The organism is Catenuloplanes niger, from assembly GCF_031458255.1.
In the GTDB taxonomy this organism is placed as follows: Bacteria; Actinomycetota; Actinomycetes; order Mycobacteriales; family Micromonosporaceae; genus Catenuloplanes; species Catenuloplanes niger.
On record NZ_JAVDYC010000001.1, the window covers coordinates 5,097,538 to 5,113,353 of the forward strand.

13 protein-coding genes are annotated in these 15,816 nt (G+C 73.3%); 6 read left to right on the forward strand and 7 right to left on the reverse strand.

Features of this window, described 5'->3' with window-relative positions; translation table 11 throughout:
* Position 1 precedes the first annotated feature (1 nt).
* The 4 genes from J2S44_RS22655 to pseB are packed head-to-tail and all read right to left on the reverse strand — an operon-like array spanning position 2 to position 4,734.
* Positions 2-1,696 (reverse strand): hypothetical protein, encoded by a 1,695-nt coding sequence (locus tag J2S44_RS22655; RefSeq protein ID WP_310417423.1) that lies wholly within the window; start codon positions 1,694-1,696, stop codon positions 2-4.
* Positions 1,697-1,706: 10 nt separating this feature from the next.
* Positions 1,707-2,630, reverse strand: coding sequence for a hypothetical protein (locus J2S44_RS22660; protein ID WP_310417426.1), 924 nt, complete (start codon positions 2,628-2,630; stop codon positions 1,707-1,709).
* Positions 2,630-3,754: a DegT/DnrJ/EryC1/StrS family aminotransferase gene (locus J2S44_RS22665; protein WP_310417427.1), complete on the reverse strand. Its 1,125-nt coding sequence runs from the start codon at positions 3,752-3,754 to the stop codon at positions 2,630-2,632. The genes J2S44_RS22660 and J2S44_RS22665 overlap by 1 nt, the downstream gene beginning before the upstream one ends.
* A 2-nt stretch (positions 3,755-3,756) precedes the next feature.
* Positions 3,757-4,734, reverse strand: a complete 978-nt coding sequence (gene pseB / locus J2S44_RS22670) for a UDP-N-acetylglucosamine 4,6-dehydratase (inverting) (RefSeq protein WP_310429864.1) — start codon at positions 4,732-4,734, stop codon at positions 3,757-3,759.
* Positions 4,735-4,872: 138 nt separating this feature from the next.
* On the opposite strand from pseB, the gene J2S44_RS22675 reads away from it, so the two are divergent.
* The 4 genes from J2S44_RS22675 (at position 4,873) to J2S44_RS22690 (ending at position 8,061) form a co-directional block, all read left to right on the forward strand.
* Positions 4,873-5,115 (forward strand): acyl carrier protein, encoded by a 243-nt coding sequence (locus tag J2S44_RS22675; RefSeq protein ID WP_310417430.1) that lies wholly within the window; start codon positions 4,873-4,875, stop codon positions 5,113-5,115.
* Complete coding sequence (locus J2S44_RS22680) at positions 5,108-5,821, forward strand: SDR family NAD(P)-dependent oxidoreductase (RefSeq protein ID WP_310417433.1); 714 nt, start codon at positions 5,108-5,110, stop codon at positions 5,819-5,821. The genes J2S44_RS22675 and J2S44_RS22680 overlap by 8 nt, the downstream gene beginning before the upstream one ends.
* Positions 5,822-5,939: 118 nt before the next feature.
* A complete protein-coding gene (locus J2S44_RS22685) occupies positions 5,940-7,406 on the forward strand; it encodes an AMP-binding protein (protein ID WP_310417436.1) in 1,467 nt (488 codons plus the stop codon).
* Between the two features lie 139 nt (positions 7,407-7,545).
* Positions 7,546-8,061 (forward strand): CAP domain-containing protein, encoded by a 516-nt coding sequence (locus J2S44_RS22690; RefSeq protein ID WP_310416669.1) that lies wholly within the window; start codon positions 7,546-7,548, stop codon positions 8,059-8,061.
* Between the two features lie 71 nt (positions 8,062-8,132).
* Here the strand turns inward: J2S44_RS22690 and J2S44_RS22695 are convergent, their stop codons facing one another.
* The 3 genes from J2S44_RS22695 to J2S44_RS22705 all read right to left on the reverse strand — a co-directional run bounded on the left by J2S44_RS22695 (position 8,133) and on the right by J2S44_RS22705 (position 12,298).
* Entirely contained in the window at positions 8,133-8,315 is a 183-nt protein-coding gene (locus J2S44_RS22695) for a DUF4143 domain-containing protein (RefSeq protein WP_310417439.1), read from the reverse strand.
* A 327-nt stretch (positions 8,316-8,642) separates the two neighbouring features.
* Positions 8,643-10,268 (reverse strand): phospho-sugar mutase, encoded by a 1,626-nt coding sequence (locus J2S44_RS22700; RefSeq protein ID WP_310417442.1) that lies wholly within the window; start codon positions 10,266-10,268, stop codon positions 8,643-8,645.
* A gap of 59 nt (positions 10,269-10,327) precedes the next feature.
* Complete coding sequence (locus tag J2S44_RS22705) at positions 10,328-12,298, reverse strand: serine/threonine-protein kinase (RefSeq protein ID WP_310417445.1); 1,971 nt, start codon at positions 12,296-12,298, stop codon at positions 10,328-10,330.
* Positions 12,299-12,523: 225 nt separating this feature from the next.
* On the opposite strand from J2S44_RS22705, the gene J2S44_RS22710 reads away from it, so the two are divergent.
* Together J2S44_RS22710 and J2S44_RS22715 are read left to right on the forward strand one after the other, a co-directional pair.
* Positions 12,524-14,104: an acyl-CoA mutase large subunit family protein gene (locus J2S44_RS22710; RefSeq protein WP_310417448.1), complete on the forward strand. Its 1,581-nt coding sequence runs from the start codon at positions 12,524-12,526 to the stop codon at positions 14,102-14,104.
* Positions 14,105-14,340: 236 nt separating this feature from the next.
* A complete protein-coding gene (locus J2S44_RS22715; RefSeq protein ID WP_374727894.1) occupies positions 14,341-15,780 on the forward strand; it encodes an amidohydrolase in 1,440 nt (479 codons plus the stop codon).
* Positions 15,781-15,816 lie beyond the last annotated feature (36 nt).

Below are 15,816 nucleotides of genomic sequence, written 5' to 3' on the forward strand. Positions count from 1 at the left end.
GTCATCGGCCACCTCCGGCGACCTTGCGGACGGTCTGACGGGCGAGGCGCAGCGGCGCGGTGACCGCGCGGCCGACCAGGAAGCTGCGCGAGTTCTGGTAGCGGTGCAGGTGACGCTCGTGCTCGCGGTGCGAGGTGCGCACCCGCTCCTCCCACCAGGCGACCTCGTCCCGCGCCTCGGCGAGTTCCGCGGCCAGCCGGTCCATCGCGCCGGTCATCGCACGCCAGTCGCGCGCGGCCAGCGCGGTGTGCCGGGCCGTGATCGAGCCCAGCTCGCAGCGCAGTTCCTGCTCGGCCTGCTCGGGCAGCAGCCAGCGGGCGGCCTGGATCTCGCACTCCAGCGCCACGGCCGCCCGCGCGGCCTCCCGGGTCAGCGGGCGGCCGGCCGCCGCGCTCAGCGACACGGTCAGGCTCTCCACGTCCAGACTGGCCGGCCACGGGTGCGGCAGCCCGGCGGTGAGCAGCGTGACCGCGAGGCCGCGCAGCGCCCGGGCCAGCACCTCGTCCACCGGGATCGGCGCGGACAGGTGCCAGGACGGGTCCAGCAGCTCGTGCCGTACGCCGTCCGTGAGCACGTTGTCGCAGGTGGCGAACGCGAGGTGGCCGCCGGGCGGCGCCGCGGCCAGCCAGTCCGCGTAGCCGCGCAGCAGCCGGCGGACCGCGGGCAGGTCGTGCTCCGCGCACGCGGCCAGCAGCAGCTCCTCCAGCAGGCGGTCCGGCGCGACCCGGCCGGTGAGCAGCTCCGGCATGCGGGTGACCCGGCCGACCAGGCGCAGCGCGGCGCCGGAGTCGGAGAGCAGGCGGCGCGACCACTGGCCGTCGTCGGCCCGCTCGTAGGCGACCGCGGTGTCCCAGTGCGCGGCGTGCGCGCCGCCGGCGATGAACGCGGGCGGCAGCGGCTCGCGTGGGCACACCGGCTGCCGCCCGGCCGCGACCACCCAGGCCGGCGCGAGCTGTGCGCCCAGCCCGGCGCGCAGCGCGGCCCCGGCCAGCCGGCGCGGGTCGTCCAGCAGCGGCCGGCGGCGGGTGGCCGCACCGAACGCGGCCGCGGCCTCCGCGGCCAGCAGCGGCACCGTGCCGGAGGCGGCGTCCAGCTCCGGCGTGCGTGCCAGCACGGTCGGCCGAGCCGGATCCGCGAACGCCGCGTAGCTCGGCGCCACATGCAGCCCCGCCTCGCGCAGCCGCGCCACCAGCGCGCTGTGCCCGACCGGCTCGGCGGCGTCCGGCGCGGGCAGTCCGCCGGCCGCGGTCAGCCGGTGCACCCCGAGCGGGTTCTCCACGCCGAGCAGCAGCACGCCGGCGTCGGCCACCGCGCCGATCAGCCGGTCCAGCGCGGCCTGCCAGGTCAGCCGGGCACCGTCCGGGCCGTGCAGCCGGGCCAGCCCGCCGAGCGCCAGCACCAGGTCGTGGCCGGGGTCCGCCGGGAACGCGTCCAGGCTGCCGCAGAGCACCCGGACCCGCGGGTTGCGCTCGTGCCGGCGGGCCAGCGCCTGCGCGTCCGCGTGCGAGCGGACCAGGCAGGTCACGGCCGCGCACCGGTCGGCGAGCGCGTCGGTCAGTGCCGTGGTGTGCGGGCCGGCGAGCAGCACCCGGGTGTCCGCGCCCGCGTACGCGCCGGCCAGCAGCTCCAGCGCGGCGCCACCGGCCGCGTGCTCCGCGTCGGAGCAGGCCATCGCCTCGCCGCCGATGAGCTTCACGGTGGATTGGTCAAGATCTGCCACGGGTCGCCCTCGGATCCGGCGTCGGCTGTGCGGGGATGGGGACGTCCTGGGGCCAGCCGAGCAGATCGCGCAGCTCCTCGGGGCCGGCCAGGTGATCGAGTCCGAGCTCGGCGCGGGCCGCCTCGCGCGCGGTACGCGGGTCGATCTGCTCGCCGTGCAGCGCGGACCACTGACGGCGCACCCGGGCGTGGCCGCCGTACCGGAGGTCCTCGCCGGACAGCGTCATCGGGTCGCCGTAGACGGCCGGTTCGCAGCCGGCCGCGATGCCGTGGAAGATCGCGGTGGACAGCCGGTTGGACGCGACCCGGCGGTGCCCGCGCAGCTCGGCGAGCTGCCGGTCGAGGAACTGCGGGTCGGTGCCGCGCCACTTCAGCCCGCGGCGGCCGTGGCAGATCACCCGGAAGCCGGCCCGCTCGTACCGCGCGCGTACCCGCCGGTCGTCGTGGTCCTGCCAGTAGAGGCAGACGGTGACCGGCTCGGTCTCCACCGACCGGATCGTGTCGATCAGCGCGTCGTGGTCGCCGCGGACCTGCTGCTTCTCCCAGCCGTGGAACGGGTACCAGATGGTGCCGGTCCGCCGCATGTCGCCCGGTCCCGGCACGCTCAGCGCCGGCGGGGCCAGCCGGGGCCGTTCCGCGGCCAGCACCCGTTCCGCGTGCGCGATCAGGTACGCGAACGGCGCGCCGATCACCACGGCCGGCCGCCCGGCCAGCCGCGCCCGCCGGGCCGTGGCCTCCGACCAGGCGAACGTGGGCCGGCCGGCGACCAGCCGGGTGCCCTCGCCCAGGCCGTCGCCGATGTTCCACCCGTGCTGCAGGTAGCCGGCGATCCGGGGCGGGTTCGCGTCGTCCAGTCCGCAGTACCGGGCCAGCACGTGCGCGTGGCCGTAGAAGTGGTTCGCGTGGTGCATCAGCCCAGGACGGCCCGCAGCGCCTCGACGGCCCGCTCCTGGTCGGCGTCCGTGAGGTCGGTGAAGAGCGGCAGCGACAGCTGCTCGCCGTAGAACCGTTCCGCGGCCGGGCACATCCCGCGCCGGTAGCCGAGGTCGGCGAAGACCGGATGCAGGTGCACCGGCAGGTAGTTGACCTGCACGCCGATCCCGGCGGCCCGCATCCGGTCGTAGACCTCGCGGCGCCGGCCGTCCGCGATCCGCACCGGGTAGAGGTGCCACATCGGGTCGGTCCAGGCGCGCTGCACCGGCAGGCCCAGCCCGGGCACGTCCACCAGCATCTCGTTGTAGCGGGCGACCAGCCGGGCCCGCGCCGCCTTGAACTGGCCGAGGCGGCGCAGCTGGCTCAGGCCGAGCGCGCAGAGCACGTCCGGCAGCCGGTAGTTCAGGCCGAACGAGTGCACCTCCTGGTGCCAGCCGCCCTCGTCCGGCGTGCGCATGCGCTCCCGGTCGCGGACCAGGCCCTGGTTGGCGAACCGCCGGGCCCGGCCGAGCAGCACCGGGTCGGTGGCCGCGACCGCGCCGCCCTCGCCGGTGGTCAGGTTCTTCGTCGGGAAGAACGACAGCGTGGTGACGTCCGCCAGCGAGCCGACCGGCACGCCGCGGTAGACCGAGCCGATCGAGTGCGCCGCGTCGCCGACCAGCGTCGCGTCCGCGCGCCGGGCCACCTTGGTCAGCGCCTCGTACTCGGCCGGGTGGCCGGCGTAGTCGACCGCGGTGATCGCCCTGGTCCGGGTGGTGACCGCGGCGTCGACCGCGGCCGCGTCCAGGTTCGCGGTCCCCTCCTCGACGTCCGCGAAGACGATCGTGGCGCCGTGCAGCGCGGCCGTGGCCGCGGTGGCCGCGAACGTGATCGGCGTGGTGATCACCTCGTCGCCGGGCCGGACCCCGATCGCCGCGTACGCCGTGTGCAGCGCCGCCGTCCCGGACGTCACCGCCACGCAGCCGGCGCCGCCGAGGTTCGCGGTGAGCGCCGCCTCGAACGCGCCGACGGTCGGCCCGGTGGTGAGGAAGTCACCCCGGAGCGCGGCCGTGACCGCCGCGATGTCGTCGTCGTCGACGGACTGGCGTCCGTAGGGAAGCATCGTCAGGCACCTGTGCCGATCATGTCGCGCAGCTCGTCGATGGAGAGCCACAGGTCGTTGGTGTCGGAGCGGTAGACGAAGTCGTCCGCCACCGGCTCGGCGTCGGCCGGCGGGGTGTAGCCCCAGCTGGCGATGGTCGGCTGGACCACGTACCGGTCGGGCAGGCGCAGCGTCCGGGAGGCGTCGTCCAGCGAGATCATCTCTTCGTGCAGCTTCTCGCCCGGGCGGATGCCGATCTCGTACGTGGAGACGTCCGGCGCGACCGCGTTGGCCAGATCGAGGATGCGCATCGACGGGATCCGGGGCACGTACAGCTCGCCGCCGTTCATCATGTCGAACGACGTGGAGACGAACCGGACGGCCTGGTCCAGCGTGATCCAGAAGCGGGTCATCCGCTTGTCCGTGATCGGCAGGCTGCGGCCCTCGGCGTGCAGCCTGCGGAAGAACGGGACCACCGAGCCGCGGCTGCCGACCACGTTGCCGTAGCGGACCACCGCGAACCGGGTCGGGTGGTTCGCCGCGTAGTGGTTCGCCGAGATGAAGATCTTGTCGGCGGTCAGCTTCGTCGCGCCGTACAGGTTGATCGGGCTGGACGCCTTGTCCGTGGAGAGCGCGACGACCCGCCGCACGCCGCAGTCGATCGCGGCCTCGACCACGTTCTGCGAGCCGTAGACGTTGGTCCGGACGAACTCGAACGGGTTGTACTCCGCGGTGTCGACCTGCTTGAGCGCGGCCGCGTGCACCACGTGGTCGACGCCGTGCATCGCGCGGGTGAGCCGCTCCCGGTCGCGGACGTCGCCGATGAACCAGCGCAGCCGCGGGTCGTCGCCCATCAGCTGACGCGTCTCGTACTGCTTGAGCTCGTCGCGGGAGAACACCACGAGCCGCTTCGGGTTCAGGTGGTCGAGGGCGTAGCGCAGGAACGCCTTGCCCAGCGAGCCCGTACCCCCGGTGATCAGGATTGCCGACCCGGCCAGCACGCTCACGGTGAAAACCCCCTGGTACCTCGACTTTGCGGCGCTTTGCCACCCGACCTAACGACCAAGCATCTTGATCGTTCGTTGGACAGGCGGAAGAAAAGCGCCAGAACGCTAAAAATCGCCGCAAAGGAGTCTTCTTTGCCACCCCTGGACCGCCTGCGTGAGGTCTTTCGCGCGTCGCTCGAGCTCCCGGCCGACGCCGCCGTCGACGACCTGGAGTACCGCGGCATCGAGAAGTGGGACTCGCTCGCGCACATGGCGCTGGTCGCCGCGCTGGAGCAGGCCTTCGACGTCATGATCGACACGGAGGACGTGCTGGCGATCAGCTCGTTCGCCGCGGCCCGCAAGGTGCTGGAGCGCCAGGGGGTCGACTTTGACTAGCCGGGTCGCGCTGGTCACCGGCGCGTCCCGCGGCATCGGCCGGGCCGTCGCCACCCGCCTCGCCGCGGACGGCCACACGCTCTGCCTGCACGCCAGCAGGGCGGAGAACGTGGCCGGCGTCCTCCCGGGCGCGCTCGCGGTCGGCGGCGACGTCGCGGACGCGGACGCGATGCGGGCGGTGGCCCGGGAGATCTTCACCGCGCACCGCCGCCTGGACGCGCTGGTGATCAACGCGGGTACGCACGACGCCGCCATGCTCGGCGCGATGCCGGCCGCGGCCGTGGACCGGCTCTTCGCGGTGAACGCGGCCGGTGCCGCGCACACGCTGCAGGCCTCGATCAGCCTGCTGCGCCGCGGCGACCGGCCGGCCGTCGTGCTGGTCTCCTCCGTCATGGGTACGACCGGAGCCGCCGGCCAGGCCGTCTACGGCGCGACCAAGGCCGCGGTCGCCGGGCTGGCCCGCGCCGCCGCCAAGGAGCTCGGGCCGCTCGGCATCCGGGTCAACGCGGTCGCGCCCGGCTACGTCGACACGGACATGCTCGCCTCGCTCTCCGAGACGGCGCGCAAGGAGCGGGTCGCCGCCACCGCGCTCGGCCGGCTCGGCACCCCGGACGACGTCGCCGCGGCCGTTGCGTTCCTGCTCGGCCCGGACGCCGCCTTCATCACCGGCCAGGTGCTGGGCGTGGACGGCGGGCTGACCGGATGAGGCACCTGGCGATCGCATCGCCGGCCGGGCGCCGGCCACGACCGCATCGCGGCATGCCGCCCGAGCCCGGCGCGCGTGGGCCGGGCCGGCGGGGCCGCGGCGCCGAGAGGGGCCGGGCATGAGGCTCACCGACGCGGACCGGCGGACCGTGCCGGCCCAGGCCGCCGGCTCGGCCGCGACCGGGCTGTCCGACGCGGACGCGGTCACGCTGCCGCACCCGGGCGCCGCGCTGATCGACCCGATCGGCGGGCGTGAGCTGAGCGGCTCCGCGCTGATCGCGGCCGTGGACGCGGCCGCCGACCGGTACGCGGACCTGCCCGCCGGCCCGGTCCTCGCGCTGACCCGCACGGACATCGACTCGGTCGTCCGCTACCTGGGCGCGGTGCAGGCCCGTCGGCCGGTCGCGCTGATCGACGCGGGACTGCCCGCGGAGACGCTCGGCGACCTGATCGACCGGTACCGGCCCGGCGTGATCACCGGCGTCGCGGACCGGACCCAGGATCGCCTCACCCCGTACGACGTGCGGGAATGTGCGGTTCTGGGCCCGCTGTGGGCGGGACCCGGCGGTGCCGAGACGCATCCGGACCTGGCGCTGCTGCTGGCCACGTCCGGCTCGACCGGCAACCCGCGCCTGGTGCGGCTGTCCCGGCACGCGCTGTTCCGGAACGTGGCCTCGGTGGTCGCGGCGCTCGGCATCGACGCGACCGAGACCACGGTCACCAGCCTGCCGCTGTTCTACACGTACGGGCTGATGGTCCTGAACACGCACCTGGCCGCCGGCGGGACCGTGCTGCTCGACCCGCGCGGGCTGCTCGACGCCGGGTTCTGGCGTACCGCGGCGGACCGGCGGATCACCTCGCTGGCCACGGTGCCGTACCAGTGCGAGATGCTGCGCCGGATCGGGTTCGACCCGCAGACCGTGCCCACGCTGCGCACGCTCACCCAGGCCGGCGGGCGGCTGCGCAGCGACCTGGTGGTCGACTTCAGCGCCCGCATGCGTACCGCCGGCGGCGAGCTGATCGTGATGTACGGCCAGACCGAGGCCGGCCGGATGGCCGTGCTCCCGCCGGGATTCCTGCCGGACGCAGCCGAGTCGGCCGGCGCCGCGATCCCCGGCGGCGCGTTCCTGGTCGACTCGCCGGACGTGGACGGCACCGGTGAGATCGTCTACACCGGGCCGAACGTGATGATGGGGTACGCGGACTCCGCCGCCGACCTGGTCCGCGGCGACGACCTGGCCGGCGTGCTGCCGACCGGCGACGTCGGCCGGGTGGACGAGCGCGGCCTGCTGTTCCTCAGCGGCCGGATCAAGCGGTTCAGCAAGGTCTTCGGCGTCCGGCTCAACCTGGACGACGTGGAGAGGATGCTGACCGGCCGCGGCCCGGTCGCGGCGGTCAGCGGTGACGACCGGATCGTCGTCTACGCCGAGGCGGCCGACGACGACCTGCGCACGGTCATCCGGCACGACCTGGTGAAGCGGACCGGCCTGCACTCCACCGGCTTCGACATCCGCGCGATCGACGCGCTCCCGCTGCTGCCCAACGGCAAGATCGACTATCAGGCGTTGAGCGGTCTGGAGCGGTAGGCCCGCTTCCGAAGAAGACCCCGTCGGCCCCTCGACCGGCGGGGTCTTCGCCTGTCCGGAGCCGGCAACCGGGTGGGAACCGAGCGCTCACCGCATAGCACCACGTCGATTCATCAAGGGTCCACGCACCCGGCCGAACTTGACCGGCGTAAGCAACGCCGACCGAGAGGCCGAATTCTTGCGCAACCTGATCCGCTCCGCCGCCCTGACCGCCGTCACCGCCGCCCTCGTGATCGGTGGCACCGCCACCACCGCGACCGCCGCCGTGACCCCGGCCACCACGCTGGAGTCCCAGGTCGTCGCCGCCACCAACACCGCACGCACCAAGGCCGGCTGCAAGAAACTCACCACCTCCCCCGCACTGACCAAAGCCGCCCGCGGCCACTCCTCCGACCAGGCCAAGCACCGCTACTTCTCCCACACCGGCCGCAACGGCTCCACCTTCACCGCCCGCGTCAAGGCCGCCGGCTACGCCCCCGCCGTCGGCGAGAACATCGCCTGGGGCTACGCCGACACCACCGGCGTCATGACCGGCTGGATGAACAGCCCCGGCCACCGCAAGAACATCCTCAACTGCAAAGCCACCAAGATCGGCGTCGGCGTCGCCCGCGACACCAACGGCACCATCTACTGGACCCAGGAATTCGGCGGCTGACCCACACACTTCCCCTCACCCCCCGTTGATCAAGGGATCGGCGTCCCCGGACGCCGATCCCTTGATCTGTTTCAGGCGCCCAGCAGGGCCGCCGGAATGACGGCGATCCCGTCCGCCCGCCGGTACGCGTCCGGGCCTGTCGTGATCACCGCGGCGTCGAGCAGGTCGGGGCCGAGCCGGTCTCGCAGCCAGCGCAGGTGCTTCACGTCCTCGTCCGACACGTCGGACGCGAGCTTCACCTCCAGCGCCACCACCCGTCGGGCTCGGATCCCGGTCGACGCTGCGCCGGACCAGGTCCCATGCCGCGGGCGCCCGCTGCCACTCGTCGATCAGGACCGGCGGTAACGCCCGCTCGAGTCTGCCGGGGTCCGCGGCTGTCAGCTGCCGCTGCGCCGGCTCGTCCAGCGCGAGGACAGTCTTCGCGCGACGCTGAGCGGTGGCCGTCTTGCCAACGCCTTCGGGCCCTTCCAAGCTGATCGCGGAAAGGCCCTCGAGCAGCTCGTCCAGCTCGCGATCGACGATGCGCGGATCGTAGCCCCTCACCAGCCCAAACTGCCGTCAGCAGGCTTCGAACGCTACCGTCAGCCGACACCGAGGGCCACCGCCACCTCGGTGCGCAGCGTGGCCAGGGCGGTGGCGGCGCGGTCGCGGGCGGCCGGGACCGGTGCGTCGCCGACCGGCTCGACGACCTCGAGGTAGGCCTTGAGTTTGGGCTCGGTGCCGGACGGGCGGACCACGACCCGGGCCGAGGCGGTGCGGAGGATCAGCACGTCGGCGTCGGGGAGGAGGTCCTCGGCGGCGGTGAGCGGCTCGCCGAGCAGCGTGGCCGGGGTGGCGGCGCGCAGCCTCGTCATCATCGTGGCGATCTCGGACAGGTCGCCGACGCGGACCGAGAGCTGGTCGGTGGCGTGCACGCCGAACTCCGCGGCCAGCTCGTCCAGGCGGTCGGCGAGCGTGCGGCCCTCCCGCTTCAGGGTGAGCGCCAGCGAGGCGGTCAGCAGCGCGGCCGTGATGCCGTCCTTGTCGCGGACCAGCGCGGGCGCCACGCAGTAGCCGAGCGCCTCCTCGTACCCGAAGACCAGATCGCCGCCGGAGGCGCGGACGATCCACTTGAAGCCGGTCAGCGTCTCGTCGTAGGCGCGGCCCCGGGCCGTGCACAGCGCGCGCAGCATCGACGACGAGACGATCGTGGTGGCGAACAGGCCGTCGGTGCCGCGCCGGATCAGCGCGTCCGCGAGCAGCACGCCCAGTTCGTCGCCGCGCAGCATGCGCCAGCCGGTGGCCGTGGGGATCGCGACCGCGCACCGGTCCGCGTCCGGGTCGTTCGCGATCGCCAGGTCCGCCCCGGACGACGAGGCCAGCGCCAGCAGCAGGTCGGTGGCGCCCGGTTCCTCCGGGTTCGGGAACGCCACGGTCGGGAAGTCCGGGTCCGGCGCGGCCTGCGCGGCGACCACCAGCGGCGTGGCGAAGCCGGCGGCCTCGAACGCGGCGGTCAGCACCGGGCCGCCGACGCCGTGCATCGGGGTGTACGCGACCGTCAGATCGGACGAGCCGGACACCAACGATGCCGCGGCGGTCACGTAGTCCGTCACGATCTCCTCGGGCAGCACCGTGCCGGGGGGACCCAGCGGCACGTCCACCAGCGGGCCGACGGCCCGGATCGCGGCCGAGATGCCCGCGTCCGCCGGTGGCACGATCTGGGCGCCGTCGCCGAGCGGACCGCCCAGCCCGTTGCCCAGGTAGACCTTGTAGCCGTTGTCCCGCGGCGGGTTGTGGCTGGCGGTGACCATCACGCCGGCGGCCGCGCCGAGCCGCCGGACCGCGAACGCGAGCACCGGCGTGGGCAGCGCGCGGGGCAGCAGCAGCGCCTCCCGGCCGGCGCCGGTGGCGACCCGCGCGGTGCGTTCCGCGAACGCCCGGGAGCCGTGGCGCGCGTCGTACCCGATGACGAGCGGGCCGGTCGCGTCCTGCTCGGCGAGCCAGCGGACCAGGCCGGCGGCGGCGCCGGTGACGACCGCGAGGTTCATGCCGTTCGGCCCCGCACGCAGCGGCCCGCGCAGCCCGGCGGTGCCGAACGTGAGCGGCCCGGCGAAGCGGTCGGCCAGCTCGGCCGGGTCGTCCAGAACCGATCGCAGCTCGTTCCGGGTGACCGGATCGGGGTCGTCCGCGATCCACGCCTCGGCCTGTGCGATCAACGAGTTGCTCATCGTGCCTTGATAGCACGACGCCGGGACCGGAAGATCCGGTCCCGGCGGGTGACGCCGCGCTACGACGCGGTGAGCGTGAAGGTCTGCACCGTCTGGTCGTAGATCGGCTTGCTCTCCTGGAACCGGGCCTCCGTGGTGGTCAGGAAGAACGAGTAGACCTTGCCGCCGGACGCGACGAAGCGCCGGATGCCGTGCCGGCCGGCGTCGCCCTGGCCGCAGGTGTACTCCAGCTCGATCGCCTCGACGCCGGACATCTCCGCCGGGTTGCGCTGCACCTGCGTGTACGGCTTCGGGCAGGACGTGGGGTTGTCCGCCAGGAAGTTCTCGGCCGCGGTGACGAACCTGTCCAGGTCGCCGCCGTTCTCCACCGTGATGCGCAGCCGCCGGCCCTTGTCCTCCGGGTCGGTGAAGTCGACGTAGACCCGCTGCTCCGCGTCGTCGACCCGCCACCCGGCCGGGACGTCGACCGAGATGCCGCGGTTCGCGTACTGCTCGACGGGGATCGTGGGGGTGGCCGGCTCGGACGTGGTGGTCTCGTTGCCCGCGATCGGGGTGGGCGTCGGCTCCTCGGTGCCGCCGCCCAGGTTGAACAGCACGACGACCAGGATCAGCGCGGCCGCGGTGCCGGCCGCGGCGATCGCCTGGGTGCGGCGGGGCCAGGACCTGACCGTGCCGACCGCCTGGGAGCCGAGCCGCTTCGCGGAGTCCAGCGCGCCGCCGCCGGTCCCGCGGGACGATCCGCCGCCACCGCCGCCGTACACGCCGCCGCTCTGCGACATCGACGGCATCGCGCCGGTGGGCGCCATGCCCGGGTGGCTGGGGTAGCTGACGTGCGGCGGGATCGGCGCGGTGGTGTCGTTGTGCGGCTGCCACGGCGCGCCCATCGGCGGCGGGCCGGCGGGCATGCCGCCGTACGCCGCCGGGGAGACCGGGGACGCGCCGCCGGACTGCTCGCCGGACTGGATCGCGCGGAGCCGGTCGGTCAGCGACTCACCCGGCGCCAGCATGGCCGGGCCGCCGATCGCACCGCTCGGCGGCGGCTTCGGCGGGGCCTGCGGCGGTGCGGGCGACATCGGCGCGTTCGGGTTCTGCCGGGGGCGCTGGGCGGGCACCACCGCGTACGGGTCGGTGGCCAGGTGCGGCGGCACGTTGCTGGCCAGCGGGCCGGACAGCAGCTCGCGCAGCAGCCGGCGGGCGGTGGTGACGTCCATCCGCCGGGCCGGGTCCTTCTCCAGCAGCCCGAGCAGCACGTTCGCCAGGGAGCCGGCGCGGACCGGCTGCAGCGGCGGGTCCTCGACCACCGAGTGCATGGTCTCGATCGGGTCGCCCTTGTCGAACGGCGGCCGGCCCTCGACGGCCGTGAAGAGCGTCACACCGAGCGAGAACAGGTCGCTGGGCGGGCCGAAGTCCTGACCCATCGCCCGCTCCGGCGAGATGAAGTGCGGCGAGCCGAGCACCATGCCGGGCGTGGTCAGCTGCACGTCGGTGGGCATGCGGGCGACGCCGAAGTCGGTGAGCACGCACCGGCCGTCCGCGGCGATCAACACGTTCGCCGGCTTGACGTCGCGGTGCAGCACGCCGGCCGCGTGCGCGACCTCGAGCGCGCCGAGCAGCGCGATGCCGATCTTGGCGACCGCGCGCGGCGCCAGCGGCCCGTCCTCGATGATCATGTCGGCCAGCGAGCGCGCGTCCAGCAGCTCCATCACGATCCACGGGCGGCCGCCCTCGTGCACGACGTCGTAGACCTGGACGACCGCGGGGTGCTGGAGCGCGGCGGCGGCGCGGGCCTCGCGCAGCGTCCGCTCGTACATCTGGTCCCGGTCGCTGGGGGCGAGCCCCGGGGGCAGGACGACCTCCTTGACCGCGACGTCGCGGCGCAGCAGCGTGTCGGACGCCCGCCACACGGTGCCCATGCCGCCGTGGCCCACCGCGGTGCGCAGGCTGTACCTGCCGCCGATCGTCGCGCCGGGGACGGCGCGGCCTCCGGTCGGGCCCACAGAAGGGCTGTTCCACGTCGGAATCTGTGTCACTGGAAATGCCGCCCGGGGGAGTCGAGGGCCGGAACCAACCCCCCTATCTTGCGGGGTCGCCCGCCGTGAGGAAAGGTGCGGGGTACCAACTCTCCGGGAACTCGACCCTGTGTGTCCGCCGAGTGGCACTCGGTCTATCTTTCATCGCGGCCGCGCAACGATGACGAAACATGTTGTGCGGAATACCTCACCCATCGACGGTGACGGCGGTCATAGGATCGCAAAATGAGGGATCGTTCAGCGGAGTCGGGTTTTCCGATCAAGCCGGTCTACGGCGAGTCCGATCTCCCGCCGGACCTGGCCGGCCGGCTCGGCGTCCCGGGCGAATATCCGTACACCCGGGGCGTGTACCCGACGATGTACACGGCGCGTCCCTGGACCATGCGGCAGTACGCCGGCTTCGGCACCGCGAGCGAGTCCAACGCCCGCTACCACGCACTTCTCGCGGCCGGGACGACCGGCCTGTCCGTGGCGTTCGACCTGCCCACGCAGATGGGGTACGACTCCGACGAGCCGATCGCGCACGGCGAGGTGGGCAAGGTCGGCGTGGCGATCGACTCGATCGACGACATGCGGCGCCTCTTCGACGGCATTCCGCTGGACAAGGTCTCCACGTCCATGACGATCAACGCGCCCGGCTCCGTGCTGCTGCTGCTCTATCAGCTGGTGGCGGAGGAGAACGGGATTCCCGGTTCAATGTTGAACGGCACGATCCAGAACGACATTCTGAAGGAGTACATCGCCCGCGGCACCTACATCTTCCCGCCGAAACCGTCGTTGCGGCTGGTCGCGGACACGTTCGCGTACTGCCGCACGGAGACGCCGAAATGGAACACGATCTCCATCTCCGGCTATCACATGGCGGAGGCCGGCGCGACGCCTGTGCAGGAGGTCGCGTTCACCCTGGCCAACGGCGTGGATTACGTGCGCGCCGCGATCGAGGCGGGCCTGGCCGTCGACGACTTCGCGCCCCGGCTGTCGTTCTTCTTCGTGGCCCGCACCACGCTGCTGGAGGAGGTCGCCAAGTTCCGCGCCGCGCGCCGGATCTGGGCCGGCCTGATGCGCGACGAGTTCGGCGCGACCGACCCGAAGTCGCTGATGCTGCGCTTCCACACCCAGACCGCGGGCGTCCAGCTGACCGCGCAGCAGCCGGAGGTGAACCTGGTGCGGGTCGCGGTGCAGGCGCTCGGCGCGGTGCTGGGCGGCACCCAGTCGCTGCACACCAACTCCTACGACGAGGCGATCGCGCTGCCCACCGAGAAGGCGGCCCGGCTCGCGCTGCGCACCCAGCAGGTGCTCGCGTACGAGACCGGCCTGACCGCGACCGTGGACCCGTTCGCCGGCTCGTACGTGGTGGAGGCGATGACCGACGAGATCGAGCGCGGTGCCCGCGAGCTGATCGACCGGGTCGCCGCGTTCGGCTCCTCGGTCGCCGCGATCGAGGCCGGGTTCCAGAAGCGGGAGATCGAGGCGTCCGCCTACCGGGTCGCGCAGGAGATCGACGCCGGCGAGCGCGTGGTGGTCGGCGTGAACCGGTTCGCCGCCGACGTCGAGGAGCCGTACGAGCCGCTGCGGGTGGACCCGTCGATCGAGGCCGCGCAGGCCGCCCGCCTGGCGCGGCTGCGCGCCGACCGGGACGGTGACGCCGTGGCTTCCGCGCTGTCGACGCTGCGTGACGCCGCGGCCGGCACCGCGAACGTCCTCTACCCGATGCGGGAGGCACTGCGCGCGCGGGCCACCGTCGGTGAGGTGTGCCATGCGCTGCGCGACGTCTGGGGTGTCCATCGCCCGTCCGAGACGTTCTGAGAACTTCTCGATCACTCGAACGAGTGGCCTTCGCGGAACCGCGTGCGCGGTGTGCGCTTGGCCCCATGGGGTACCAAGGACATGGCGGCCGACCATGCCGAATCGCCGATGACGCCCCCTTGACCAGGGGTAATTTTGATCAGTACAACCGCTGGCTGTCCGGTGTATACGGGACTCGCCCGAAGTGCACTCGTGTCCCGCGACGCCGTTACGCGTTGTAGAAAGGGAGGTGGCGAGTGCCTGCGCGGGACCACGGCGCAGACGGCGCCCCACCGACCCTCAAGCGTCCTTACCAGCGCTTTCGTGACGGACCGCGACCCGATCACTACCGTAACGAGGTTGCGCAGCGTCACCATGTGAGGTCTAGGCTGTCCGAGTCAACATCCATCCCCATCAACAGTGATCGAGAATCCGACGTGACGAGTGCGTTGACGCTGCCCAGCAGCGAGCTGACGTCGTCCTGGCCCGATACTCCACCCGGGGCCGACCCCCTGCCCGGTCAACTCGACCGATGGCTCGCGTCACGAGGGGCCGAGCTGGTAGCCGTTCGCCGGCACATCCACGCGCACCCGGAGCTGTCCTACCACGAGTTCGAGACCGCGGCGCTGGTCGCCCGCGAGCTCGCCGCGGCCGGTCTGCAACCGCGGTTCCTGCCCAAGGGCAACGGCGTGATCTGTGACATCGGCACCGGCGACCGGGTGATCGCGTTCCGGGCCGACCTCGACGCGCTGCCCATCCAGGACACCAAGGACGTGTCGTACCGATCCACGGTCGACGGCGTCATGCACGCCTGCGGTCACGACGTGCACACCACGATCCTGCTCGGGCTCGGGCTGGCGCTGGCCAAGCTGAACCAGGAGGGGCAGCTGCCCGGCCGGGTGCGGCTGCTGTTCCAGCCCGCGGAGGAGGCGATCCCGTCCGGTGCGCCGCACGTGATCGCGGCCGGCGGGCTCAAGGACGTGGCCGCGATCTTCGCGCTGCACTGCTACCCGCAGCTGCCGGCCGGCCTGGTCGGCGTGCGCTCCGGCCCGTTCACGGCCGCGGCGGACACCATCGAGGTGAAGCTGCGCGGCCCCGGTGGACACACCGCCCGGCCGCACCTGACCACCGACCTGGTGCACGCGCTGGGCCGGGTGATCGTGGACGTGCCCGCGCTGCTGGACCGCCGGATGGACGCCCGCGCCGGTGTCTCGATGGTCTGGGGCACGGTCAACGCCGGGCATGCCTACAACGCGATTCCCGCCGAGGGCTACGCCAAGGGCACCATCCGGATCCTCAGCCGGGAGGCCTGGCGGGAGGCGCCCGAGCTGGTCACCCGCCTGATCAAGGACGTGGTGTCGTCGACCGGCGCGGAGGCCGACGTGGTCTACACGCGCGGCGTGCCGCCGGTGATCAACGACCGGATGACGTCCGCGCTGATCTCCGCGGCCGCCGGTGCCGCGCTCGGCCCGGAGCGCGTCGTCGAGGCCGAGATCAGCATGGGCGGCGAGGACTTCGCGTTCTACCTGGAGCAGGTGCCGGGCACGATGATCCGGCTCGGCACCAGCACGCCCGGTTCCGAGGTCCGCCGCGACATCCACCAGGCCGGGTTCGACGTGGACGAGCGCGCGATCGGCTACGGCATCCGGGTGATGACGCACACGGCCCTGGCCGCGCTCGCCAGCGGCGCGTTCTAGAAGATCAAAATCAGTCGAGGGTGCGGGTGGCCCGCG